The sequence below is a fragment of the Acinetobacter sp. YH01010 genome, from assembly GCF_013420775.1.
Lineage (GTDB): Bacteria > Pseudomonadota > Gammaproteobacteria > Pseudomonadales > Moraxellaceae > Acinetobacter > Acinetobacter amyesii.
The window spans coordinates 70055-91466 of record NZ_VOYF01000014.1 but is presented as its reverse complement, the minus strand read 5'-3'; the positions used below and the strand labels follow the sequence as shown (position 1 = coordinate 91466).

General features: G+C 42.0%; 21 protein-coding genes. 15 read left to right on the top strand and 6 right to left on the bottom strand.

Annotated features, from left to right (window positions below):
• The first annotated feature begins 44 nt into the window (after nucleotides 1-44).
• From FTT77_RS13070 to FTT77_RS13055, 4 genes are all read left to right on the top strand, one after another.
• A complete protein-coding gene (locus FTT77_RS13070; protein ID WP_078189475.1) occupies nucleotides 45-689 on the top strand; it encodes a trimeric intracellular cation channel family protein in 645 nt (214 codons plus the stop codon).
• Nucleotides 690-833: 144 nt separating this feature from the next.
• A complete protein-coding gene (locus FTT77_RS13065; RefSeq protein ID WP_180109416.1) occupies nucleotides 834-2153 on the top strand; it encodes an MFS transporter in 1320 nt (439 codons plus the stop codon).
• A gap of 163 nt (nucleotides 2154-2316) precedes the next feature.
• Nucleotides 2317-4536, top strand: coding sequence for a DNA topoisomerase IV subunit A (gene parC / locus FTT77_RS13060; RefSeq protein WP_180010706.1), 2220 nt, complete (start codon nucleotides 2317-2319; stop codon nucleotides 4534-4536).
• Nucleotides 4537-4685: 149 nt separating this feature from the next.
• Nucleotides 4686-6365 carry a long-chain-fatty-acid--CoA ligase gene (locus FTT77_RS13055; RefSeq protein WP_168378241.1) on the top strand — a complete coding sequence of 560 codons (1680 nt, stop codon included), beginning with the start codon at nucleotides 4686-4688 and terminating at the stop codon, nucleotides 6363-6365.
• Nucleotides 6366-6422: 57 nt separating this feature from the next.
• Here the strand turns inward: FTT77_RS13055 and FTT77_RS13050 are convergent, their stop codons facing one another.
• Nucleotides 6423-6812, bottom strand: coding sequence for a hypothetical protein (locus FTT77_RS13050; protein ID WP_168378240.1), 390 nt, complete (start codon nucleotides 6810-6812; stop codon nucleotides 6423-6425).
• Between the two features lie 107 nt (nucleotides 6813-6919).
• On the opposite strand from FTT77_RS13050, the gene FTT77_RS13045 reads away from it, so the two are divergent.
• Both FTT77_RS13045 and ppa read left to right on the top strand, forming a co-directional pair.
• On the top strand, nucleotides 6920-7318 hold the full coding sequence (locus FTT77_RS13045; protein ID WP_078189470.1) for an MAPEG family protein: 399 nt from the start codon (nucleotides 6920-6922) through the stop codon (nucleotides 7316-7318).
• 115 nt (nucleotides 7319-7433) lie between these two features.
• Nucleotides 7434-7970: an inorganic diphosphatase gene (gene ppa / locus FTT77_RS13040; RefSeq protein WP_168378239.1), complete on the top strand. Its 537-nt coding sequence runs from the start codon at nucleotides 7434-7436 to the stop codon at nucleotides 7968-7970.
• A gap of 106 nt (nucleotides 7971-8076) precedes the next feature.
• On the opposite strand, the gene FTT77_RS13035 is transcribed toward ppa, so the two are convergent.
• Nucleotides 8077-9411 carry an OprD family outer membrane porin gene (locus FTT77_RS13035; RefSeq protein ID WP_180109417.1) on the bottom strand — a complete coding sequence of 445 codons (1335 nt, stop codon included), beginning with the start codon at nucleotides 9409-9411 and terminating at the stop codon, nucleotides 8077-8079.
• A 716-nt stretch (nucleotides 9412-10127) separates the two neighbouring features.
• Here FTT77_RS13035 and FTT77_RS13030 point away from each other — a divergent pair.
• The gene (locus tag FTT77_RS13030) at nucleotides 10128-10904 is read left to right on the top strand and encodes a TorF family putative porin (RefSeq protein WP_180109418.1); all 777 of its coding nucleotides are present in this window, start codon (nucleotides 10128-10130) and stop codon (nucleotides 10902-10904) included.
• A 396-nt stretch (nucleotides 10905-11300) separates the two neighbouring features.
• Entirely contained in the window at nucleotides 11301-12038 is a 738-nt protein-coding gene (locus FTT77_RS13025; protein ID WP_180008086.1) for a TorF family putative porin, read from the top strand.
• Between the two features lie 43 nt (nucleotides 12039-12081).
• Here the strand turns inward: FTT77_RS13025 and FTT77_RS13020 are convergent, their stop codons facing one another.
• Both FTT77_RS13020 and FTT77_RS13015 read right to left on the bottom strand, forming a co-directional pair.
• Nucleotides 12082-13572 carry a YifB family Mg chelatase-like AAA ATPase gene (locus tag FTT77_RS13020; protein ID WP_180109419.1) on the bottom strand — a complete coding sequence of 497 codons (1491 nt, stop codon included), beginning with the start codon at nucleotides 13570-13572 and terminating at the stop codon, nucleotides 12082-12084.
• A gap of 66 nt (nucleotides 13573-13638) precedes the next feature.
• Nucleotides 13639-13866, bottom strand: a complete 228-nt coding sequence (locus tag FTT77_RS13015) for an accessory factor UbiK family protein (RefSeq protein WP_078189551.1) — start codon at nucleotides 13864-13866, stop codon at nucleotides 13639-13641.
• Nucleotides 13867-14144: 278 nt separating this feature from the next.
• Here FTT77_RS13015 and glnK point away from each other — a divergent pair, with 278 nt between their 5' ends.
• From glnK to FTT77_RS12980, 7 genes are all read left to right on the top strand, one after another.
• A complete protein-coding gene (glnK, locus tag FTT77_RS13010) occupies nucleotides 14145-14483 on the top strand; it encodes a P-II family nitrogen regulator (RefSeq protein ID WP_067763174.1) in 339 nt (112 codons plus the stop codon).
• Nucleotides 14484-14544: 61 nt separating this feature from the next.
• Nucleotides 14545-15951, top strand: coding sequence for an ammonium transporter (locus FTT77_RS13005; RefSeq protein WP_180026519.1), 1407 nt, complete (start codon nucleotides 14545-14547; stop codon nucleotides 15949-15951).
• A 138-nt stretch (nucleotides 15952-16089) separates the two neighbouring features.
• Nucleotides 16090-16548 carry a transcriptional regulator NrdR gene (gene nrdR / locus FTT77_RS13000; RefSeq protein ID WP_067763170.1) on the top strand — a complete coding sequence of 153 codons (459 nt, stop codon included), beginning with the start codon at nucleotides 16090-16092 and terminating at the stop codon, nucleotides 16546-16548.
• Between the two features lie 36 nt (nucleotides 16549-16584).
• Nucleotides 16585-17688: a bifunctional diaminohydroxyphosphoribosylaminopyrimidine deaminase/5-amino-6-(5-phosphoribosylamino)uracil reductase RibD gene (gene ribD, locus FTT77_RS12995; RefSeq protein WP_180059117.1), complete on the top strand. Its 1104-nt coding sequence runs from the start codon at nucleotides 16585-16587 to the stop codon at nucleotides 17686-17688.
• Nucleotides 17685-18977 carry a DNA adenine methylase gene (locus tag FTT77_RS12990; RefSeq protein ID WP_078189462.1) on the top strand — a complete coding sequence of 431 codons (1293 nt, stop codon included), beginning with the start codon at nucleotides 17685-17687 and terminating at the stop codon, nucleotides 18975-18977. Before ribD ends, FTT77_RS12990 begins: the two co-directional genes overlap by 4 nt.
• 33 nt (nucleotides 18978-19010) lie before the next feature.
• Complete coding sequence (locus tag FTT77_RS12985) at nucleotides 19011-19670, top strand: riboflavin synthase (protein WP_078192598.1); 660 nt, start codon at nucleotides 19011-19013, stop codon at nucleotides 19668-19670.
• A 112-nt stretch (nucleotides 19671-19782) separates the two neighbouring features.
• The gene (locus FTT77_RS12980; protein WP_078189460.1) at nucleotides 19783-20328 is read left to right on the top strand and encodes a VTT domain-containing protein; all 546 of its coding nucleotides are present in this window, start codon (nucleotides 19783-19785) and stop codon (nucleotides 20326-20328) included.
• 62 nt (nucleotides 20329-20390) lie between these two features.
• Here FTT77_RS12980 and FTT77_RS12975 read toward each other — a convergent pair whose 3' ends face one another.
• Both FTT77_RS12975 and FTT77_RS12970 read right to left on the bottom strand, forming a co-directional pair.
• On the bottom strand, nucleotides 20391-20609 hold the full coding sequence (locus tag FTT77_RS12975; protein WP_078192596.1) for a hypothetical protein: 219 nt from the start codon (nucleotides 20607-20609) through the stop codon (nucleotides 20391-20393).
• 142 nt (nucleotides 20610-20751) lie between these two features.
• Nucleotides 20752-21390, bottom strand: a complete 639-nt coding sequence (locus tag FTT77_RS12970) for a hypothetical protein (protein ID WP_180026521.1) — start codon at nucleotides 21388-21390, stop codon at nucleotides 20752-20754.
• Nucleotides 21391-21412: the final 22 nt, after the last annotated feature.

The following is a 21412-nucleotide window of genomic DNA, read 5'->3' as shown; positions in this document are numbered from 1 at the left end:
AGCTTAGAATAGCGCGCATCTCAACCCTCAGTGGAAGAAGGGCGATGTTACTTACCGTTATTTATATTATCGCAATCACGGCAGAAGCAATGACAGGTGCATTGTCTGCGGGTCGGCGGAGTATGGACTGGTTTGGGGTAACATTGATTGCCTGTGTCACGGCACTGGGGGGCGGTTCGGTTCGTGATGTGCTACTTGGCCACTATCCGCTGACGTGGGTTAAGCATCCCGAATATCTCATGCTGACCTGCTTTGCTGCATTTGTCACCATCCTGATTGCAAAGTGGATGCGTCATCTTCGTAATATCTTCTTGGTTCTCGATGCCTTGGGTCTCATTGGTTTTACCATTATTGGCTGTCAAATCGCTTTAGAAATGGGACATGGTTTTGTGGTTTCTGCGGTAGCAGGGGTACTAACTGGTGTCTCTGGCGGTATTTTACGAGACATTCTATGTAACGATGTCCCGCTGGTGTTCCGTCGTGAACTTTATGCCAGTATTTCTTTTGTGTCCGTGATTTGTTATTGGCTCTGCATTGAGATTGGCTTATCGCTAGAATTGACCGTCATTGCGACGCTCATTTTCGGTTTCACCTTACGTCTGATCGCCATTTACTTTGGCTTAGAAATGCCTAAATTTATTTATAAAGATGATGATGATCAGTCAGTATCTTCAAAAGATTTGTCATAGCCGCGTTGCTATAACATCACATTAAAATGCTAAAAAGACGGATCAATGGTCGGTCTTTTGCATGGATCTATACTAAAAAACGCAAAATCATACATCCTGTTGGGAAAGCAGTGTTCATCCTTCCACCAGTTCAGAGATCTTGTTATGGACTTAGTCTCACGTATACAACGCTTACCCATCGGTAAGTTTCACTACACTTTACTTTGGGTTATTGGCCTTGGCTGGATGTTTGATGCCATGGATACGGGACTCATTTCCTTCATCTTAGCGAAAATGGCTGAAGATTGGGCCATGACGCCAAATGATAAAAGTTGGGTGGTCTCGATTGGTTTTGTTGGAATGGCGATTGGCGCAGTGTTTTCTGGAGGAATGGCAGATCGCTTTGGCCGAAAAACAGTGTTTGCATGGACATTGGTGATTTATAGCTTAGCCACCGCTGCATGTGCGTTTGCACCTAATCTAACTTGGTTGTTGGTATTTCGTTTTATTGTCGGCTTAGGTTTAGGGGGGCAACTCCCAGTCGCGGTGACTTTGGTCAGTGAATATATTCCAGCGCATGTACGAGGACGTTTTATTGTCTTACTGGAAAGTTTTTGGGGACTGGGTTGGTTGGTTGCGGCGTTAGTATCACGCTTTATTATTCCTGATTTTGGTTGGCATGCGGCTTTCCTGATTGGCGGAATCCCTGCGTTATATGCGATCGTGATTTGGAAAATGGTGCCTGAATCGGTGCCTTATTTGATTAACCGTGGACGTTTTGATGAAGCACATGCATTGGTGAAAAAGATTGAAGCCAAATGTGGTGTGCAAGTGGTTGAAATCTTTGAGGTCAAACCGGTTGCAGAAAAGCACAACATCAGTTTTTCACAGTTGTGGTCAGGCATTTTTGCACGTCGTACTTTAATGCTGTGGCTCATTTGGTTCGGTATCGTCTTTTCTTATTACGGTATTTTTACGTGGTTGCCAAGTTTATTGGTTAAAGAAGGCTACACCATTGTTCAATCCTTTGAATATGTTTTGGTCATGATTTTGGCACAATTACCGGGTTATATTGCAGCTGCATGGTTGGTCGAAAAATTAGGTCGTAAAGCTACGTTGGCGGGCTTCATTGGGATGTGTGCCATTTCGGCATATTTCTTCGGTCAGTCTGGCAGTGTGACAGAGATTGTGATTTGGGGCTGTTTAATGTCCTTCTTTAATCTCGGTGCTTGGGGCGTACTTTACACCTATACACCAGAACAATATCCGGCCAATATTCGTGCCTTTGGTTCGGGCTGGGCGGGTGCCATTGGTCGGATCGGGGGCATTGCCGCGCCTTTTGCTGTGACACATATGATGGATATGGATCATGGTTTTAGCTATGTCTTTATGATGTTTACAGCAGTCTTAATTGCAGTTGCCGTGGTGATTTTGGTTTTAGGTGAAGAAACTAAGGGCAAAACTTTAGAATCCATCGGTCTATAAAGACTGTTGAATTTTTAGTTGATCATGGTGAATAAAATGGATATTTTTACGCCATAAGACACAATTTGTCGCAGAGTGTTAGATCATCCCCTTGTATAGGGGACACCTGCGACATAGCATAAGAACCCAATAAAGAACGAACAATTTAGGATTACAGGTTGTTATGACAAGCCTTGCGCATCATGCGACAGAAAACCGTTCCGTAGCAGAATTTACCGAACAAGCATATCTCAACTACGCCATGTACGTGATTATGGATCGTGCATTGCCACATATCAGTGATGGTTTAAAACCCGTTCAGCGTCGTATCGTCTATGCGATGAGCGAACTCGGGCTAAAGCCAACGGGTAAGCCAAAAAAATCTGCACGTACGGTTGGTGATGTACTGGGTAAATACCATCCTCACGGTGACTTAGCTTGTTATGAAGCCATGGTCCTCATGGCGCAGCCGTTTAGTTATCGCTATCCATTTATTGAAGGTCAGGGAAACTGGGGCTCACCAGATGATCCGAAATCCTTCGCAGCAATGCGATATACCGAAGCAAAACTGTCTGCTTATAGTGATTTATTATTGTCTGAGTTAGGACAAGGGACTTGTGATTGGCAGGATAACTTTGATGGCTCGATGAAAGAGCCGGTGAATTTACCCGCACGTGTACCGAATATTTTACTCAACGGCACAACGGGCATTGCTGTGGGTATGGCAACCGATATCCCACCGCATAACTTACGTGAAGTGGTGAAGGGTACCATCGCCTTAATTCGCAATCCTAATTTAACCGATGAGAAAGTCGCAGAATATATTCCTGCGCCTGATTTGCCGACACGTGCGGAAATTATTACTTCTCCAGAAGAATTACTTAAAATTCAAACCACGGGTCGCGGTAGTTATCGAACTCGTGCGGTGTACAGCATTGAGAAAAATGAAATCGTGATTACGGAGCTGCCGTATCAGGTTTCAGGTTCGAAAGTGATCACGCAGATTGCAGATCAAATGCAGGCGAAGAAGTTGCCATTGGTCACGGACTTACGTGATGAGTCAGATCATAAAAACCCAACACGTTTAGTGATTGTCCTGCGCTCGAATCGTATTGATGCTGAATCGGTGATGAGTCATCTATTTGCAACCACCGACTTAGAGTCGAGCTATCGTGTCAATATGAACATGATTGGCGCTGACGGTCGTCCGCAAGTGAAATCGATCCGCCGTATTTTGTTGGAATGGATTGAAATCCGTAAAAATACCGTGACACGTCGTTTGACTTATCATCTGAATAAAATTGAAAAACGGTTACATATACTTGCAGGCTTGATCATTGCTTATCTGAATATTGATGAAGTGATTCGTATTATTCGCGAAGAAGATCAGCCTAAACCGGTGTTGATGACGCATTTTAATATCGATGAAATTCAAGCCGAAGCGATTTTAGAACTCAAGTTACGTCATTTGGCAAAACTTGAAGAAATGGAAATGCGCCGTGAACAAGAAGAATTGGAAGCCAAAGCTGCCATTATTCGTGAACAATTGGCGAATCCTGAATCATTAAAAGCCTTGATCATTAATGAACTTAAAGAAGATGCGAAGAAATTTGGTGATGACCGCCGTTCTCCAATTGTGAAACGTGCAGAAGCCCATGCGATTAATGAACAAGATATGCTTCCTGCAGATCCTGTGACTGTGGTGTTGTCTGAAGCGGGTTGGATTCGCTCGGCGAAAGGTCATGAAGTCGATGCTGAGAACTTAAATTTCCGTGCTGGTGACCAATATCTCAGCCATGCACAAGGTAAATCAAATCAACGTGTTTATGTCTTAGATGATGCCGGTCGTAGCTATGCTTTGGGCATCAATACTTTACCATCCGCGCGTGGTTTAGGTGAGCCTCTGAGTTCTAAGCTTGCACCTGCAAGTGGTGTTGGCTTTAAACAAGTGTTTATTGCTGAAGATGAAACAGAAGTCTTGGCAATGAGTAGTAAAGGCTATGGCTTTAAAACCCAAGCGAAAAATCTTGATACCAATGCCAAAGCGGGTAAAGCCTTCCTTAGCTTGTCTGAAGGGGCGGCGGTTATGAATTTAACGGCGATTGAGAATGCAACACATCTTGCACTCCTCAGTTCTGCGGGGCGTTTGCTGTTGGTTGAACTTGATGAATTACCAGTGCTGAATAAGGGTAAAGGTAATAAATTGATACAACTTGAGGCAAAAGATCAAATTGTATCCATGACAACTTTGAATTTAGATGAAATAATTCAAGTGCTTGCAGGTAATCAACAATTAAAGCTTAAAGCCGACGATCTGCAAAAATATGTGGGCAAACGTGCATCGAAAGGTGTGTTGTTACCACGTGGATATCAAAAAGCAAATAAACTGTTCATTCAAAGATAATACTAGCATCCATGGAACGAAATACGTTATATATGCTGTTATTCGTGAAATGGATGCAATATTAAGCACAAACAAGTTAAATAATGACCGCTTAATATTGAAAAAAAACAGTTGGATTATTAAGGATTACGACAGGAGAATTGGGCGTTATGGAAAAGATTTGGTTCGCTGAATACCAAAAGACAGGGATTCCAGAAACTGTAGAATTACCCGCAGAAAATACCTCATTGGTCGATATTTTTGAGCGTAATTTCCAGAAGTTTGGCTCAAGAGATGCCTTTATCTTTATGGATAAAGTCTTAACTTTTAAAGAACTTGATGAAGCTAGCCGTAAATTTGCAACTTATTTGCAAAGTTTAGGTTTAGCTAAAGGTTCACGCGTTGCAGTCATGATGCCGAACGTTCTTCAATATCCTGTTGTCGCATTGGGTGTATTCCGTGCTGGCCTGGTATTGGTCAACGTGAATCCACTGTATACCTCTCGTGAACTTGAGCATCAATTGAATGACTCTGGAACAGAAGCTCTTGTTATTATTGAAAACTTTGCATCTGTTTACCAAGCGATTATTGGTAAAACCCCAGTAAAACACGTGATCGTGGCATCTGTGGGTGACATGCTTGGTACGCTGAAAGGTACATTGGTTAACTTTGTATTACGTTCAGTACGTAAACAAATTCCAGCTTGGAACATTCCAGGTCATATTCGCTTTAATGCAGCAATGTCTAAAGTGAGTGCAAACAATTACAAACGTCCAAACTTAACTTTAAGTGATACTGCTGTACTTCAGTATACCGGTGGTACAACTGGCGTATCTAAAGGCGCAGAATTGACTCATCGTAACCTTGTGTCAAACATGTTGCAGTGTGATGGTATTTTCCAAAGTAAATTTGGTCAGAAAGATGGTCAGCCAGATGATCGTATCTTCTGTGCATTACCGCTGTATCACATCTTTGCATTTATGGTGTGTGCACTTTACGGTATGTACAAAGGTCAGGCAAACGTATTGATTCCTAACCCGCGTGACCTACCTGCGGTAATGAAAGAATTACGTAAATACCAACCTTCATTCTTCCCAGCAGTGAACACATTGTTCAATGCTTTGGTGAACAATGAAGAGTTCAAGCAACTTGACCACAGTAAGCTAAAAATGGCGATGGGTGGTGGTATGGCAGTGCTTCCTTCGACTGCAGAAGCGTGGAAGAAAGTTACAGGTACCAATATTATCGAAGGTTATGGTTTATCAGAAACTTCACCTGTTGCAACCGCAAACCCTCCAGCATCAATGGAATTCAGCGGTACGATTGGTATTCCATTGCCACTGACTGAAGTTGCTATTTTAGATGATGATGGCAATGAAGTTGCTCAAGGTGAGCAAGGTGAAATTTCGATTCGTGGTCCTCAAGTCATGAAAGGCTATTGGAACCGTCCAGATGAAACTGCCAAAGTAATGACGGCGGACGGTTTCTTCCGTACAGGTGACATTGGTGTCATGGATCCACGCGGTTATGTGAAGATTGTAGACCGTAAAAAAGACATGATTTTGGTGTCTGGCTTCAACGTTTATCCTTCTGAAATTGAAGAAGTTGTTGCAAAACATCCAAAAGTGCTAGAAGTTGCTGCGATTGGTGTTCCTGATGAAAAATCAGGTGAAGTACCTAAATTATTCGTTGTGAAAAAAGATCCATCTTTAACGACTGAAGAAGTTTTGGCATTCGCAAAAGAAAACTTAACTGGCTATAAACGCCCACGTTATGTTGAATTTATGGATGAATTACCAAAATCAAACGTTGGTAAAATTCTACGTAAAGATTTGCGTAAAACCGCATAATACGATGCATAAAAAAAGCGCCTTCGGGCGCTTTTTTATCGCTTTAAATTTAGCTCATTAAAGCTTGCCTTTATTCATCGACCAGCGATCAAAGTAGCGACGTCCTACTCCAAAAACACCTAAGAAAATAAACATCGCGCCGAACTGACGACTAAAGCCGGATTGGTTATAGCTGCCATAGGTTAAAATATTGTCAACTAAGCAATATAGGGCAATGACAATGACCCAATGCCAAAGGGGAAGTTGCTTGATGGAAACTGCATAGAATGCAACCCACATGATGACAAAGCTGAAAACAGTCGACCAGACATTTAAGTTGGCGCAGATCACAGCAAGTAAAAATGCAGTCACAGGGATGACGATTTTTAAGGCACGATCGACGCGAAGCTGATGGCGTTTTTGCTCTTCAAGAACTTCAAATAATTGATCTTGATCAGAAGTGCTCATAGAGGATCCTTTCATCTGCCGATTATAAAAACACTATATTTAACAAAAATTATTCACGAAATGCCATGGTATTATAGCAGCCATAAAATCTTCCTGAGAAAAAACACATGCACAGCATCAGTGGGATCATCTATCTCATTTTGGCCGCTTGTTTACTGCCATATGTATTTACATTTATTGCGAAGCGAGCTGCAGGTTTTAAGTCGAGTGATAATCAAAATCCACGTGAAGTTTTAGCGCGCTCTACAGGGTTGGCGAGCCGCGCACATGCAGTGCAGCAAAATAGTTTTGAAAGTTTACCTTTATTTATTGCGGCTATTCTAATGGCCGAATACATGGTGATTCATCAACAATACATCATGACCTTTGGGATAGCCTATCTCGTTTTACGCGTTATTTATGGGCTATGTTATTTAGCCAATTGGGCAACTTTACGTTCAATCATTTGGACCTTGTCGATGTTATGCCCGATTTGCCTGATGTTATTGGTCATTAAATTAAGCTAAATGTTCTGCTTGATGATTAAATTATCAGCATGATCGCTAAAATCACAAAAAAAGCGATAAAACCGTTATAATTGTGCCGGATTAAAAGATTTAACTTTGTTTAAAGAGTGATGCTATGAGCTACAGCAATATCCCAGCGGGTAAAGATGCACCAAACGACATCTATGTCATTATTGAAATTCCTGCAAATGCAGCACCAATCAAATACGAAATCGATAAAGATTCTGATGCGTTATTTGTAGACCGTTTCATGGGTACTGCAATGTTCTACCCAGCGAACTATGGTTATGTTCCAAATACATTATCTTTGGATGGTGACCCATTAGACGTACTTGTGGTAACTCCACATCCAGTAGAGCCAGGTTCTGTAATTCGTTGCCGTCCTGTTGGTAAATTGAACATGGAAGATGACGGTGGTGTTGACGCAAAACTTGTTGCTGTTCCACACGACAAATTGACTCCGCTTTATAAAGATGTTCAAGAATATACCGATCTTCCTGCATTGTTGATCAATCAAATTGAGCATTTCTTCCAACACTACAAAGACTTAGAGCCTGGTAAATGGGTTAAGTTAAGTGGTTGGGAAGGTGCTGATGTTGCGAAACAAGAAGTACTGAGCTCAATTGAAGCTTACCAAGCTGCGAACAAATAATATTTATTGTTTTAAGCTGAGCATCGTTTTTATATGAAATCGATGCTCATAAAAAAACCTGCACAGTGTGCAGGTTTTTTTTCGCTATCTTAGAGTAGCTGCGAAATTAAAATAATTTCACAGGGATGTCTAAGAATAAACGCCATTCGTTTGTATCACCGATATAGTTACCAGCTTGGTAGTTATCACTTGCGCGGTAGTAAGAATGACGTACACGTAAGCTTGCTTCCTTAGCAAAACCAGATTGAACAGTATATTTCACTTGGTTAAAGAATTCGCGCTCTTGACCTTCTTTTGCTGAATTGTTGACTTTAATATCCCAGCCATAAACGAATGCAGAAGTCCAGTTCAAGCCTGGCACACCATAATCAGTAAAGTTTAAGTTATATTGAACTTGTGCCGATTTTTCATGGTTCCCCACAAAGTCAGATAAGTATGAGTTAGCTACATAGATTGACTGTGCGCCATCAGCATTTTCGCCATAGTCATAACCAGTGTTGCCTGTATTTTGTTGGTAAGCCAGCATGACTGAGTGAGCGCCTTGGTTTAATGTACCTGCAAGAGACCAGATGCTATTGCTGCGGCCGTCAACATTTTTATTACCAATTGTTGAAGAATAAGTTCCAGCTTGCTCGTCCCATTCAGTATGGTAGCCATTGAAGTCTACATTTAAAGAGCGTTTTTCAGCTAAAGGCAATGTGTAGTTTGCATTGATGTAGTGACGTTCAAGCGCATCTTCACTGTCTAAGCCATAGTAAGATGCATTAAGCTGATCGTTAAATTTGTACTTTGCACCCCAAACGATTGCATTATCTAGATGACGGCCATCAGTATTGATTTGATCTGAATATTGATTCTCTGTGAATTTACCAGCAACCAATTCTAGATTTTCAATTTCACGGCTTTTCGCAAGAACACCAGTGAAATATTCTGGAACCATACGTGCTGTATTAGACGCAAGTACAGGAAGATCTAGAACTTGGGTACCGTATTCAACAGTTGTATTTGATACTCGTGCTTTAACGCTAGCTCCGCCACGCGCCCAATGGTTATAGGCGTCTACATCACCATTTGCATCTTTAGCTCCGCCGTTATGAAGCGGAATCATGCCATTGCCAGCATTATCATTGCTGCCTAATTTGAATGAAGCATCGCCAGTAACATTGGCACCAAAACCGATAATACCTTTTGTAAAACCAGATTCAAGTTTTACAATCGCAGACTGAGCAGCTGAGCTGGTATCTGTTACTCGTTTTACTGCACCAGTATCATTGTCAATGTAATTGGTTTTGTCACGGTTGATGTAACCTGTACGGAACAATACAGAGCCTTCGGCATCTTCCACAAAGCCTTTAGATTCGCTTTGTTCGCTAGCAAAAACAGTAGAAATAAGAGCAGCGTTTACTAATACTGCAAGTGTTAGTTGTTGAGCTTTAAGCATTGGGAGAGAGCCTCATGCAAATTTGGTTAATATGTAGTGCGATTGTATATTTTTTCTTAAAAAAATCACTATTTTTAATGCGCTTATTACACTAAAGTTAGAAAACATTCAGATCATCGGTCAATCTGTAACAAGCAAATGTTTCGTATGTTATTGTTGTTAAACAAATAGTTTATTTAAATTGAATATATATTAAGCTAAAGAGAAGTTTCTTCATTGCTTATCATAAAAAAATATAAAAAACGGTAAAAACTTTCATTTAACTTGCTGATTTATCATTACTCTTCGCGACAATTTGTGCTGAATTTAAATTGGTATTTTGATCAAAAAGTATAAAAACTGCTGAGGTGCATGGCATCAATGTTCAGGCTAAGTAAGCACTGTTGGCGTGTTTTTTTGTAAATAGAGAATGACTTTTAGCGAAGTCGTCAGAAATGTTTTCCTTAAAATCTAGCTCAATAAAAGATGATAATAATCGTGATAAATACATATAAATTAAAACATTAAATCATTGTTAAAGACTGGAACACGATAAAAGATATTTTATGAATCAAAAGCTTATTTTTTACTATTTTATATAATCTTACCTTTGTTTTTAAATGATTTAATTGATCAAAATAAGAAAAAAGGGGCTATACAGTGCGGTAAAATCGATTAAAATCGGCGCTAAATTTTACTCAACCCAATCCACGATCGATCCGATGTGGGGACTAAACATGATTCAATTTTATAAAAAAGCCATTTTAAGTATTTTAGTGACCCTAGGTACAGTCCCTGCATTTGCAGAACAAACTGAACAAGCCACAACTGCACAAGGGAATTGGTCTGGAAGTTTGGGCGTGGTAAACAAATATGTGTACCGTGCGAGTGAAGAAAATGATCAAGCGGCATTACAAGCCGGACTTGAATATGCACACAACAGTGGGCTGTTCGCGGGCTATTGGGGTTCTACACTCAACTATGACCCTACGGACGACAGTCAGTCACATGGTTTTGAACATGATTTCTATGTCGGATATGGACGTGAACTGAATGAAGATTGGAGTTATAAGTCACAAGTGATGGCCTATGTCTATCAAGGTGGCGGTTCAGTGTATAACGACGACCGATCTGAAAAGCGTCGCACGACAGGCGTCGAATTTATTCAGGACATAAGTTATAAAGATTTAACAGTAGGCACGGCTGTATTGTTGTCTGATGTTAATTATGGCAACGCAGGCGATGTATATCTGAACGCTACTTATAGCTATGCATTACCGTATGATGTTTCATTAAATTCATCGCTCGGCGTTTCTGTTTTTAATGACAGTCACGATGACAGCCTATTAACAACCACAGAAGATGTAGTATTCACTGAAGCACGTTTGGGCTTAAGTAAACCGATTGCAGATACTGGATTTGAAATTGCTGCTGACTATGTATGGGGCGGTAAAGATCGTGAAGGCGAGGAATTAGACGATAACGTTGTGGTTGGATTGACCTATTCTTTCTAACATTAACGAGTTGATCGTATTCGGTCATATTTTTGAAAGTGCACAATGGTGATTGTGCACTTTTTTTATGCATTTTTGAGATCGGTGTTGAAAAAATATACTCAAAAAAGCGCATTTTTAAAATCCTGTTACAACTATCAACCTAAGGATTTAAATAATCTGAATAGTTGACAATCTGCATTCTAAAAAAAAATTTAGAGAAAAATAGTTAAATAGAGTAATTAAAAAATAACAAATAAAAACAGTATCTTATATGTTTTATGAAAGCCAAAATCGTGACCTTTATAAAAAAAATATGTGTATATTTTTAAACATGGCACAGCGCTTGCTAATACCTCATTGAGTTCAACGAAATAACCAAAAAATACGTCGTCGCACGATGTGGGGGAATAAACCATGAAATTTGCACTTAAAGCTTTATCAATCGCTGTACTTGGAGCAGCATCGACGTTTACATTTGCTGAAGCACCTGCTTCAGAGCATTCTGTATCTGGAAATATCGGCGTACTGTCTAGCTATAATTTACGTGGTATTACCAATGTGCCTGAAAATAAAGATGCGACAATCCAAGGTGGTTTGGATTATAGCCATGCATCAGGCTTCTATGCAGGTTGGTGGGGTTCAACATTAAACTATGGTGATGACCTACCGAATGGTTTTGAAAATGATTTTTATGCGGGCTATAACGGTTCAATTAATGATGATCTTGGTTACACAGCAGGCCTAACTTACTACTATTACTATGATATTGATACAAGTGATGCAAACGGTTTAGAAACAATGCTTGGGCTAAGCTATAAAGATTTTGGCTTAACAGCGCAAACTTTGCTTGAAGATGTTTCATGGGGTAATGCAGGTGATACTTATATCAAAGCATCATATAGCTATGCACTTCCTAAAGACTTCAGTCTAGATACCGCGCTTGGTTTATATGCATATCAAGATTCAGGTGATTTTGAAGATAATTTAGGAACAACAGAAAGCTTTGGTTTCCGTCACTTTGATATTGGTCTAAGCAAGCCTTTAGCAGATACAGGTGTTACCGCAAGCATGAATTACACAGTTGGTGGTTATGACCGTGCGGATGAAAAACAAAAGAATAAAGTCGTATTTGGTTTGAAATACGAATTCTAATGTTAAAAAGCATTAAAAATGGCGACCTTAGGTCGCCATTTTTTTAAGCATTGAGTTGGCTTCGATAGGACAGTGCTTCAGAAACGTGCTGAGCTTGAATGTGTTCACTTTGAGCTAAGTCGGCAATGGTTCTGGCAACACGTAATACGCGATGATAAGCACGCGCAGATAAATTCATTCGTTGCTGTGCTAACTGTAAAATATTCTGCGCAGTAGCATCCAAAACCGCTTGTTGCTCCAATTGCGTCGGCGTGAGCGCCATATTGGATTTTTGCTGACGCTCTATTTGTAACTCATAAGCTTGAATGACACGATGCCTAACTGTACTTGAACTTTCAACCTCTTGCGAACTTTGTAATTCATGCGCTGCCAGTGGCGGGACATCTATATGTAAATCAATACGATCTAATAATGGACCTGAAATACGGTTTTGATAGCGTTTAATACTTTCAGCACTACATTGACAACGGCTGTCTTGGTTAAAGGCATAGCCACATGGGCAAGGATTCATTGCTGCGATCAATTGAAAATTCGCAGGGAAGGTGATTTGACGAGAAGCCCGTGAAATCACAATTTCTTTGGATTCGAGTGGTTGCCGTAATACCTCCAACACCTTTCGATCAAATTCAGGCAGCTCATCTAAAAATAAAACTCCTAAATGTGCCAAGGTGATTTCACCCGGTTTAGGATTTGATCCGCCTCCGACGAGGGCGATCGCAGACGCAGTATGGTGCGGCGCACGAAATGGACGCTGCCCAAAATGATGATTTGCACCTGCAATGGAATAAATACTCGCGACTTGCAAATTTTCTTGCATATCTAAGGGCGGAAGAATGCTGGCTAAACGCGAGGCGAGTAGAGTTTTACCTGTGCCTGGAGGGCCACGAAATAGCAGGGAATGACCGCCAGCCGCCGCAATTTCTAAAGCACGACGTGGTCTCAGTTGACCTTTCACATCAGATAAATCAAAAGGGTAACTGTGTTGATTGGCTGACGATGTCGAGGGGTGGCTGCTGATTAAGGCTGAACGACTCAAATGTTCACATACATCCTTAAGATGCTGAGCAGGAAAGACTTGGAACTCCGGCAGTTGTGCCGCTTCATCGGCATTGAGTGCCGGTAGAATCAGATGATGCCCGATATGCTGACAGGCAATGGCTATACTTAAGATGCCACTGACAGGTCGTAAATAACCATCAAGTGCCAATTCTCCAATAAATTCAAAACCATCTGCTGCATTTTCAGGAAGTTGTCCCGACGCGATCAGAATCCCTAAAGCAATGGCGAGATCTAAACGTGAACCATCTTTGGGTAAATCTGCGGGTGCTAGATTAATGGTCAGACGTTTGGTCGGAAACTGAAAGCCGCTATTAATAATCGCAGAGCGGACACGGTCTTTACTTTCACGGACGGCGGCCTCAGGTAGGCCCACAATGGTCAATGACGGTAGGCCTTGGCTGACATGAACTTCAACTTCAATTTGGGGTGCATTTAAGCCGAGCAAACCCCGAGTATAGATTTTGGCAAAAGACATATTATTGTTCCGTTATGGTGCATTATTTTTAATCGTTATGCGTCTTTTGTTGCACTAAAAAGGTGCTTATTTTTTGTTCTGAATTTTTTGTTCGAGTTCTTCGACGTGTTTCAACAATTCATTTAAACGTAAATTGGCATTATTCAGTGCAGTACGTTGGCGTTCGATTTCTTCTTTAGATACGAGATCCATTTTGCTCACAGCTTCATTGAGTAAGCTGCGAAGATTATGTTCGACGTCTTTTTTCGGCTGATCGATTTGTTCTAATATCGCTTGTAATAAGGTTTCAATCATTGTTTTGACCATCCTCAGTGAATTGGTGGCAGCAGTTTAACATCGCCACATTCATGACCATAGTGCTTTTATTTAAATATGCGTTTAATCGATCAGTAAAATCGTAATTCTTCTAGTAAAAACGTCTATTTTTATAAGCATACGCAAGATTATCCGTATAAAATAGGTTATAAAGAAATCTCATGCTGGGCTGACTATTTTCCCCCGACTGTAGTCATATTGGCATGAAAATTGAACATAAAACCTTACAGGTGAAATAAGCCGAAGGAAAACAAAACATGAAGCTCGTAACTGCAATTGTAAAACCTTTTAAATTAGATGACGTGCGTGAAGCACTCTCTGAAAATGGTGTTCAAGGGATCACTGTCACTGAAGTTAAAGGCTTCGGTCGCCAGAAAGGTCATACTGAACTTTATCGTGGTGCTGAATACGTGGTTGATTTCTTACCAAAAGTAAAAATCGAAATCGCAATCAGTGATGAAATGGTCGATACCGTAATTGAATCAATTACTCGTGTTGCAAGCACAGGAAAAATTGGCGACGGTAAAATTTTTGTAAGCAATCTGGAACAAGTCATCCGTATCCGTACTGGTGAAACAGGTGCAGATGCCGTTTAAAAAATTGGCATGAAGTTTGCTGAGTAGCTAATAACTCAGAAAATCAGGTCGGGGGATACGAATGAAAAAAATGCTAATTGCACTCGGCTTGTCCAGTGCACTTTTAGGTGGTTCTGTTGCGTGGGCTGAAGAAAGCGCAACAGCACCTACAGAAGAAGTCACAGTAGTTGATACTGCAAATACAACAACGCTAAATACAACAGAAGCTGCAGTTCCAGTTGAAGCAGCGCCAGCACCTGCAGAACCAGCACCTACAGAAGAAGAACCTAAGCTCGATACAGGTGATACAGCATGGATTTTAGTATCCACTGCACTTGTGTTACTCATGACAATTCCCGGTTTAGCATTATTTTACGGCGGTATGGTCCGTAAGAAAAATGTACTCAGCACGATGGCACACAGTTTTGTTGCGGCAGGTGTCGTGAGCTTAACGTGGGTGATTGTGGGTTATACCTTAGCATTTGGTGAAGGTAATGCCTTTATCGGTAGCTTAGACAAATTTATGTTGTCGGGCATCACCACAGAAGCCTTGTCCGGTACGATTCCAGAGATTCTTTTTGTTATTTTCCAAATGACATTTGCCATCATTACCGTTGCCATTATTAGCGGTTCGATTGCAGAACGTATGAAATTCGGTGCTTTCGTTGCGTTCATCGCAATTTGGAGTGTCGTGGTTTATGCACCAATTACCCACTGGGTATGGGGCGGTGGTTGGTTAGGTAACGACGGTGCGCTTGATTTTGCGGGTGGTACGGTTGTTCACATCAACTCAGGTGTTGCGGGTCTCGTTGCAGCGTACATGCTTGGTAAACGTATGGGGCTTGGCCGTGAATCTATGGCGCCACATAACCTAACTTTAACCGTCATCGGTGCAAGCCTTGTATGGGTAGGTTGGTTTGGTTTCAACGGTGGTTCTGCACTGGGTGCAAATGGTTCCGCTGGTTATGCATTGGTGGTAACACAAGTTGCAGCAGCGGCAGCAGCAGTGGCATGGTTAATTACTGAAAAAGTGGTTCGTGGTAAAGCGTCTGTTTTGGGTGGTGCTTCTGGTGCAGTAGCAGGTCTTGTGGTGATTACACCTGCGGCAGGTTTCGTAACAGTTGGTGGTGCTTTAGCGATGGGTCTGATCGGTGGTGTGGTTTGCTTCTGGGGGATTACTGCGCTGAAACGTGCGTTGAAAGCGGATGACTCTTTGGATGCGTTTGGTCTACATGGTGTCGGTGGTATCGTGGGTGCGATCCTTACAGCATTCTTTGCCAGCGAATTCATCATGGGTGATAAAGCACCGAGCGACTTAATGCATCAATTATGGGTTCAAGTCGAAGGCGTACTAGCGACTATTGCTTACTCAGCAGTGATGACATTCATTATCTTGAAAGTGATTGATCTAGTGATTGGCATCCGTGTTGAAGCTGATGACGAACGTATGGGTCTAGACTTAAGTCAACATGGTGAACGTGTAGAATAATAAGATCACAGTAAATCAATATATTGTGTAAAACAGCCCGAAAGGGCTGTTTTTTTTCCATATCTAGCGTAAAGCTCTACAAATTTCAAAATTTTTGCTACACTCTAAATCCATTCGGATTTGTTCAATTTAACCGCTATGCATTGTCCATTTTGCAACGCTGAAGACAGTAAAGTGATTGACTCACGTCTTGCTGCTGAAGGCTGTCAGATACGCCGCCGCCGTGAATGTATTAGTTGCGGTGAACGTTTTACAACTTTTGAAAGCTATGAAGTGGTGATGCCGCGTGTCATCAAGTCTGACTCAAAGAGCGAACCTTTTGATGAAGCCAAGCTCCGCCGCTCGCTCATGCATGCCTTGCAAAAGCGTCCAGTAACGCAAGAGCAAATTGAAACGGTACTCAGTGATATTCAATTGCAAATTCGCCGTTTGGGTGAACGTGACGTGAAATCACGCACCATTGGTGAAATTGTCATGCAGTCTTTGTTTGCTTTAGATCATGTGGCTTATGTACGTTTTGCTTCTGTGTATCAAGACTTCCAAGATGTAGAAGCTTTTCGTCGTCAAATTGAACAAATGCAGCAGCGTGAGCACTAATGCACATCTGCTTCCATTTTTATCATGAGTGATTACATGTCTGAGTTAGATCAAGTGCCTTTGCAGCAGCATCAACAGTGGATGCGGCGTGCAATTGCATTGGCACAGCAGGGGCAATACAGCACTCGTCCCAATCCCAATGTGGGCTGTGTAATTGTCAAAGACGGTCAATTGGTTGGTGAAGGCTTTCATCCCAAAGCGGGTCAGCCGCATGCCGAAGTCTTTGCAATGCGTGATGCAGGTGAGGCCGCACGTGGCGCAACCGCTTATGTGACTTTAGAGCCTTGCGCACACTATGGACGTACGCCACCTTGTGCCAAAGGTTTGGTAGAAGCAGGTGTTGCTCAAGTCGTTGTAGCATGTCCCGATCCGAATCCATTGGTTGCGGGTAAAGGTGTACAAATCCTACGTGATGCTGGCATTGAAGTGATCACAGGTATTTGTGAAGCAGAAGCGCATCAATTGAACTTGGGCTTTTTAAAAGCCATGGCGACGGGCATGCCTTATGTCCGGCTCAAAGTCGCATCGAGCCTGGATGGGCGTACTGCCATGGCCTCGGGTGAGTCTAAATGGATTACCGGTGCAATGGCGCGACAAGATGTACAGCATTGGCGTGCGATATCAGGTGCTGTGATTACTGGGATGGAAACAGTATTAGCAGATGATTGCTTACTCAACGTACGTCAACTCGATGATGCTGTTGATATGCGAAGCGTGGTTCAGCCGAAACGTATCGTGCTAGATCGCCAAGGCCGCTTGCCATTAAGCGCAAAAATATTGCAGCAACCTGAAACCGTGATGGTCATGGGGCCATATCGTCAGGAACTTGCTGACTTGGGCGTGGTACAATTTGAAATTCAGCCTTTGGCCGATCTGTTAGCAGCATGCGTTCAACAGTTCCAAATTTATGATGTCCTTGTGGAAGCCGGTGCGACACTTTCGACCGCTTTCTTACAAGAACATTTGATCGATGAAATGATCAGTTATGTTGCACCGACCTTGTTGGGTCAGTCAGCACGTGCGATGTTTAATGCGGAATTTGACCGCATGGCAGAGCAGCTTCGATTTAAGCTGAAAGATGTCACTCAATTGGGTGATGACATTCGCTTAAGGTTAATCCCTTCTCAAGAGACGCTATGAATTCAGAGTCTACGGTTTATCACAAACGTCGTCATGCGGCTCGTACCACAGACGAATATCTTTTCCATCAGTTGGTTCCTTATTTGGGAAACAAACGCCGCCTATTACATCTGATTTTAGAAGCACTTGAGCAAACGGGAACCTTAAAACGCGAAGATGGTCGTGCGCCGATATTTGCAGACTTTTTTGCAGGTTCGGGTGTGGTATCACGGTTGGCTCGTCAAAACGGCTATCGTGTTATTGCCAATGACTGGGAACCCTACAGCCATGCCTTGAACAGCGCGATTCTCTCTTGCGTTGAAGCACCTGCTTTTAAAGAGTTGGGTGGCTATCAGAAAGCGATTGATTATCTGAACCGTTTGCCAGAAGTTAAAGGTTGGGTGACCCATAACTTGTGTCCACGTAATGATGAAATCTACGATCCGGCACGTGACCGTTTATTCTTTAAACGTCGTAATGGTATGCGTATCGATGCGATTCGTCAGCAAATTGCAACTTGGCAGGCTCAAGGCGCGATTGATGATGTGGAAATGAGTGCTTTGTTGGCACCGTTATTGTATTCAGCAAGTTTTGTCAGCAATACCAGCGGTGTATTTAAAAGCTTTCATCATGGTTGGGGTGGTAAAACCCAAGCAGCCTTAGATCGTATCGGTTCATTGTTATGGCTGACCCCAAGTCGTTTTTGTGAAATTGGTGATCCGAAAAAACCCGCCGCGGAAATGTGGTGTGTCGACGCACAGCATTTGGCCAATCAAATGAGCGGCTTTGAAGTAGATGTGGCTTATCTCGATCCACCATATAACCAACATGCTTATAGCAGTAACTACCATGTGTTGAATGCCTTAACGTTATGGGATCAGGTGGATTTACCAACGCCAGATACCAAAGGCTTTAAGAGCGGAATCGACCGTGCATGGCGTAAAGAACGTCCAAGTCCATATAATTCTTCGAAGCATGCGAAAGAAGCTTATGAAAAATTATTAGAAACCATCAATGCACGTTACATCCTGACGAGCTATTCAACCGATGGTAATATCAGCGCCACAGATTTGTTACAAGCCAATTTAAAACGTGGCAGAGTAAGCTTATTGACGCAAGATGTACCACGTTACCGCGTGAGTAAGCAGCGTCAGTCTGAACGTGCACGCGTACTAGAGTTTATTGTCATCACGGATACGCATGCCAAATCAGGTCCACCAATCCGTCAGTTGTTGAGTCAATTGCACCATTTTGCAGAATTAGGTGGTGTCGATACCTCTGGCGTGAGCACGCAACTTGATTTGTGGTAAAAATCATCGCCCCATATTTTTTAGGGATTGAACATGTTTACAGGCATTATTGAAAGTCTAGGTAAAGTTGAAAGCATTCAAAACGTGGGTGGCGATGTCCGCTTGCGTATCCAGACAGATTTAGACATGTCGGATGTGCATTTGGGAGATTCTATTGCCACCAATGGCATTTGCTTAACCGTGATTGACTTTGGTAGCAATTGGTATGCAGCTGATGTATCACGTGAAAGTTTAAATCGGACCACTTTGGAACACTGGAAAGCAGGGCAGGCAGTAAATGTGGAAAAAGCCATGTTGCCGACCACGCGTTTTGGTGGACATATTGTCAGTGGTCATGTCGATGCAGTGGGTGAAATCACTCAAGTTCGTTCAGATGCACGTTCAATTTATTTTGAAGTGACCGCACCGAAAGAAATTGCACGCTATTTAGCAGAAAAAGGCTCTGTGACCGTGGATGGTATTAGCCTGACGATTAACCATTTACGTGGCAATGTGCTGAGCTTAAATTTAATTCCGCACACGGCTGAACGAACCAATATCGGTACGTGGAAAGCTGGGGCTAAAGTGAACTTGGAAGTGGATGTTTTAGCACGTTATATTGAGCGTTTATTGCTCGGAGATAAAGCCGCTGAGACCACAGCGCAATCTAAAATTAGCTTAGATTTTCTCGCTGAAAATGGCTTCTTGAAATAAGTTGATACCGAAGAAAACCAAACAGTCTGATTGAAAAATTAGACTGTTTTTTTATTTTTGGTGATAATGCGTCGCGGAATGACATATATGATGAATAATCAGACAGGTGATAATGATTGATTTCTTACTGAATCTGGAACAGTGGTTACCCATGTTATTGGAAAATTATGGTGTGTGGATTTATGCCATTTTATTTCTGGTGATATTTTCAGAAACGGGTTCAGTATTTATGTTCTTCCTGCCGGGAGACAGCCTGTTGCTTGCCATCGGCGCATTATGTTCAACGACGGAAGTGGTGCATTTACACACCATGGGGCTGATGTTATTTGTCGCATCGGTCTTGGGCTACTGCGTCAATTACTATACGGGCAGCGTGCTAGGCATTAAGTACTTTAATAAGCACACACGTTACTTTAAGCCCGAATATATGGTCAAAACCAATAAATATTTTATGAAGCATGGCGGTAAAACGATTTTAGTCGCACGCTTTGTACCTTTTGTACGTTCTTTTGCGCCTTTTGCCGCTGGGTCTGCGCGCATGAGCCTCGGTACATTTATGTTTTATAATGTGCTAGGTGGTTTCATCTGGATTGGATTACTACTCGGTATCGGTTATTTCCTAGGACATACTGTTTCTGCAGTTGCAGATTTGGTCTAAGCTAAACTTAGACATAAAAAAAGCCCACAGTTGTGGGCTTTTTTTATGGAGTCGATGACAACTTAGTGTTTTGTAACGGTCACCACATCAAGGGTTTGAAAAATCGAGCTGTGGGGCGGTTGCTGAATGCTAAAACCACCTTTTTCTGATTCTCGGCTGAGATACACCGAAATACTGTGAAAGTCTGAATGACTCAGCCAAAGATCTTTGGCACGAATGTCCCATTGTTCTCCAGCAGATAGAGAGGATATTTTCTGGGTAATCTGGTGAATGATGTCCATATTGAATTCCCATCTGGATGCATGATTATATTTTTAGGATGCCTGAAGCATTGTATTTTGAGGGACAATGCTTCAGCCATATGAACATCATGTTGCAAATACATGTCAGTTTAATGACAGTGACCAGATTTCGATCGACAGCTTACGATGCTTGGGATGATGTAGATTCTGTCGAAAAATTGGAGTTTTCTAAGATATAGTCAATTTCTTCTTGTGCTGCAGCTTTCAATTTTGCACGGAAATCACTGACTGCCATTTCGATTTGCGTTTCTGCCTCAAGTTCCAAACGCACGCGTACACTTTCAAGTTCTGACAACATTTGTCCTTCGCTGACCGATAAGCTTTGGCTTAATCCTGCTAAACCCGTTTCAGGATTTTTATGATAGCGAGCGGCATAGTGTTGTACTTCACGATCAAGATTATGTTGCATCATGGTGAGCGCTTGCGTTTGTGCAGCAAAGCGTAACTCTTCGTCACGTTTCAGTTGTTCTGCATAGGCTTGTTCAGCTTCACGTTTTTCTTCTAAGGCTTTTTCTAAAGCCAATTGTTTACGAATGCGAGCATCTTCAATCAGCTGTGCTTTCAAATCTGCATAGGCAGACTCAATTTTGTCAAAAGACATTTGCTGTTGCTGTTGGTCATTGACTAGCCATTGTTGAATGTCTGTACTGGGATTGAGTACATCGCAAACGCGACCAAGGTCATCAATAAAGGTCTGACGAATAGCTTCAGGTACTTTTAACCAGCGCTGTTTAAAGTCTGGACCGACATTCAATGCCATGGTGCATCTCCTTGCAAATAGG

Bases quoted from the DNA above. Each gene is read 5' to 3' on its own strand.
- FTT77_RS13070 (WP_078189475.1), top strand. From the start codon at position 45: ATGTTACTTACCGTTATTTATATTATCGCAATCACGGCAGAAGCAATG.
- FTT77_RS13065 (WP_180109416.1), top strand. From the start codon at position 834: ATGGACTTAGTCTCACGTATACAACGCTTACCCATCGGTAAGTTTCAC.
- parC (WP_180010706.1), top strand. From the start codon at position 2,317: ATGACAAGCCTTGCGCATCATGCGACAGAAAACCGTTCCGTAGCAGAA.
- FTT77_RS13055 (WP_168378241.1), top strand. From the start codon at position 4,686: ATGGAAAAGATTTGGTTCGCTGAATACCAAAAGACAGGGATTCCAGAA.
- FTT77_RS13050 (WP_168378240.1), bottom strand. From the start codon at position 6,812: ATGAGCACTTCTGATCAAGATCAATTATTTGAAGTTCTTGAAGAGCAA.
- FTT77_RS13045 (WP_078189470.1), top strand. From the start codon at position 6,920: ATGCACAGCATCAGTGGGATCATCTATCTCATTTTGGCCGCTTGTTTA.
- ppa (WP_168378239.1), top strand. From the start codon at position 7,434: ATGAGCTACAGCAATATCCCAGCGGGTAAAGATGCACCAAACGACATC.
- FTT77_RS13035 (WP_180109417.1), bottom strand. From the start codon at position 9,411: ATGCTTAAAGCTCAACAACTAACACTTGCAGTATTAGTAAACGCTGCT.
- FTT77_RS13030 (WP_180109418.1), top strand. From the start codon at position 10,128: ATGATTCAATTTTATAAAAAAGCCATTTTAAGTATTTTAGTGACCCTA.
- FTT77_RS13025 (WP_180008086.1), top strand. From the start codon at position 11,301: ATGAAATTTGCACTTAAAGCTTTATCAATCGCTGTACTTGGAGCAGCA.
- FTT77_RS13020 (WP_180109419.1), bottom strand. From the start codon at position 13,572: ATGTCTTTTGCCAAAATCTATACTCGGGGTTTGCTCGGCTTAAATGCA.
- FTT77_RS13015 (WP_078189551.1), bottom strand. From the start codon at position 13,866: ATGATTGAAACCTTATTACAAGCGATATTAGAACAAATCGATCAGCCG.
- glnK (WP_067763174.1), top strand. From the start codon at position 14,145: ATGAAGCTCGTAACTGCAATTGTAAAACCTTTTAAATTAGATGACGTG.
- FTT77_RS13005 (WP_180026519.1), top strand. From the start codon at position 14,545: ATGAAAAAAATGCTAATTGCACTCGGCTTGTCCAGTGCACTTTTAGGT.
- nrdR (WP_067763170.1), top strand. From the start codon at position 16,090: ATGCATTGTCCATTTTGCAACGCTGAAGACAGTAAAGTGATTGACTCA.
- ribD (WP_180059117.1), top strand. From the start codon at position 16,585: ATGTCTGAGTTAGATCAAGTGCCTTTGCAGCAGCATCAACAGTGGATG.
- FTT77_RS12990 (WP_078189462.1), top strand. From the start codon at position 17,685: ATGAATTCAGAGTCTACGGTTTATCACAAACGTCGTCATGCGGCTCGT.
- FTT77_RS12985 (WP_078192598.1), top strand. From the start codon at position 19,011: ATGTTTACAGGCATTATTGAAAGTCTAGGTAAAGTTGAAAGCATTCAA.
- FTT77_RS12980 (WP_078189460.1), top strand. From the start codon at position 19,783: ATGATTGATTTCTTACTGAATCTGGAACAGTGGTTACCCATGTTATTG.
- FTT77_RS12975 (WP_078192596.1), bottom strand. From the start codon at position 20,609: ATGGACATCATTCACCAGATTACCCAGAAAATATCCTCTCTATCTGCT.
- FTT77_RS12970 (WP_180026521.1), bottom strand. From the start codon at position 21,390: ATGGCATTGAATGTCGGTCCAGACTTTAAACAGCGCTGGTTAAAAGTA.